4 protein-coding genes are annotated in these 2,202 nt (G+C 57.0%); all 4 read right to left on the bottom strand.

The window, feature by feature from the left end; genetic code table 11:
• A partial coding sequence (locus tag AAAB16_RS05190; RefSeq protein ID WP_340662384.1) for a filamentous hemagglutinin N-terminal domain-containing protein occupies positions 1 to 415 on the bottom strand: 415 nt, incomplete at its 3' end.
• A gap of 372 nt (positions 416 to 787) precedes the next feature.
• A complete protein-coding gene (locus AAAB16_RS05185) occupies positions 788 to 1,072 on the bottom strand; it encodes a type II toxin-antitoxin system RelE/ParE family toxin (RefSeq protein WP_340662383.1) in 285 nt (94 codons plus the stop codon).
• Positions 1,073 to 1,082: 10 nt separating this feature from the next.
• On the bottom strand, positions 1,083 to 1,316 hold the full coding sequence (locus AAAB16_RS05180; protein WP_340662385.1) for a type II toxin-antitoxin system Phd/YefM family antitoxin: 234 nt from the start codon (positions 1,314 to 1,316) through the stop codon (positions 1,083 to 1,085).
• A gap of 253 nt (positions 1,317 to 1,569) precedes the next feature.
• The gene (locus AAAB16_RS05175) at positions 1,570 to 1,893 is read right to left on the bottom strand and encodes a DUF3077 domain-containing protein (protein WP_340662382.1); all 324 of its coding nucleotides are present in this window, start codon (positions 1,891 to 1,893) and stop codon (positions 1,570 to 1,572) included.
• Positions 1,894 to 2,202: the final 309 nt, after the last annotated feature.

The raw sequence follows: 2,202 nt of genomic DNA, 5'->3' as shown, positions 1-2,202 counted from the left end.
CTTGAGGGTTGGCCACCACCACATGGGCGCTTTGCCCAGCGACCTCCGTATAGCCCTTGAGCTGACTGGGGCTGCCGCCCGTGACTTCATTAAGGATCAGCCCAGCCGCGCGACCACCCAGCCCGCTATTGCCAAGAATCACCCCACCCAATTCGGTCTGGTTAAACGCCGCCGTGCCGTTGTTAAGGATCAGCCCCTGCTGGCCAACGTTGTAGTCAGTGAATTTATTGTGGGAAAGGCCGCTGCCATTGGGCGCAGCGATATTAACGATAGGCACGCCATTGGCGGCGCTGGTGATGGACGTGCTGCCGCTATCGACGGCCAAGTCGGCCGCCGTGCTCAGCAGGGGATTAAGGAAAAGAACAGCGATCAGCAGGCGGGCGATGGATCGGCAAAGCGGGCTGTGTACATCCATGTCGGCGTTTTGTCTCGGCAGGCATTGGGCTGCGAAAACGTTACGGCGAGGAGGGTGGTGTTGAATGCCAGCTAGGGCTGGCCGAGGTGTGGGATGGCAGGCAAATCACACCTGGAGTTGCATAGGCCTGTAGGAAACAACAACGCACTAATTGCGAAGCGCGTGGGGTGCAGAGCTAGCGCTACACCTGTTAATGCGCTGCCACAACTCGCGAAGGCGATACCAGCCGAACCTCGGTTTACTGGGCGGCTTGTGGGGCCATCCGTTTCAGCCGTACGGCATAGGCCTTGGCCGGTACTGTGAAAACACAAAACCCCGCCAAAGCGGGGTTTTGTACTTGCGGGTTATAGGGCGCCCAGTTCAAACCTGGCTCTAAACCCGCTTGGTAGCCGCGTCATAGACTTCTTCGTCACGCCGCGCGCCAACGCATAGCACCAGCACAATGGTGGTTCCATCGATGCGATAGACGATACGAACATCGCCGGTTCGAACTCGTCGATAACCCGCCAGCGGGCCGCGCAGCGGCTTGCCGATTTTGTCAGGCTCGCCTTCGGCAATACGCTCGCGTATCACCTTAAGTACTCGCCTCGCCTCCGCTCTTCCAAGTTGCCGGAGATCCTCATCTACAGCGTGGTGAAACCGAACGCTCCAGTTCATCGTTTACTGCCTAGCTGAAGCGAGCCTCCATATCTTCAAGGCTCACGGTAGTGGACGTGTCCAAGCTGGCAATACGCTCAATGGCGAGCAACTCGGCGCGAAGATCTTCAAGCTCATCCCGCATCGCCTGGTAAGCATCGACGCCTACCAATACAGCCGCAGGTTCATTGTCTTTAAAAATTACCAAGTGAGAGACCTCCCCGCTGGTGATGTCCTTCAAACGGGCGCCGAAGGTGCGCACCATTGTGGTAGCAGATACGGCTTGGTCAGCTCGTTCCAAAAGTGCGCTCATGGGCAAATGCCTCAAATGAATGTCAATAATGCGCTGATTATTACGTACGTACGTACGTAACACAATACGCATAAAGCGCAGCTAATTTTTCGCTCACGACCTCCGACCAAATTCTTCGTCTTCACAAAACCCCGCCAAAGCGGGGTTTTGTACTTGCGGGTTATAGGGCTCCCACTTCAAAGCAGACGCCTAACAACCTCCCACCTTACGCAGCGGCCTGCTCCTGCGCTTTAGGCTCGCGAGCCGCCTTAACTCGCGCTTGCGCCTGAGCCAAAAACTCAGGGTCTTGCACTTGGCAGGCGTCGACCACGGCGCGGGCCATTTCGGCGAGGTATTGCTGAGTGCTCCGCTCGGCTGCTTCGTTGATCGCACCGTGGCTGACGATCAGGGTTTCAAGGCAGAAGAGCAAATCGGCTGCATGCTCCAGCGCTTGCTCCAAGGGGATGCCGGCGTTTACGGAAAACAATGTTTTACCGTCGACCCGGCAAAAGATGCGGCTGTCGGTGACAGCAGTGTGTTGGCCGCTCATGGTTGCACCTCCAGGGAGACGGCAAGCGGGGAGTGGGTGACGCGGTGGGTTACTGCGGATTGGTGTGGCATTTCCGTATACCTCTCAAATTACGTGTCAGCCTCTTTAGGCTGGGTGCCGGGAGTTAAAGAAACCCCACGTAGCGGGCCGGACTTATTTCCCTTGCGGGTTTTGTATTCGTCCACTCCCGGCATAACAGTAATTTCAGAGCCCACGGAGAAACTGTAGGCAATAAAACGCCGCTTCTGTCGGGTGCGGATATCCGCTACGTGTGGGTGTTCTTAAGCACCGGGGAGGGACGTTATGGGG

The organism is Pseudomonas sp., from assembly GCF_037994325.1.
In the GTDB taxonomy this organism is placed as follows: Bacteria; Pseudomonadota; Gammaproteobacteria; order Pseudomonadales; family Pseudomonadaceae; genus Aquipseudomonas.
This window is presented reverse-complemented; position numbering and strand designations above follow the sequence as displayed.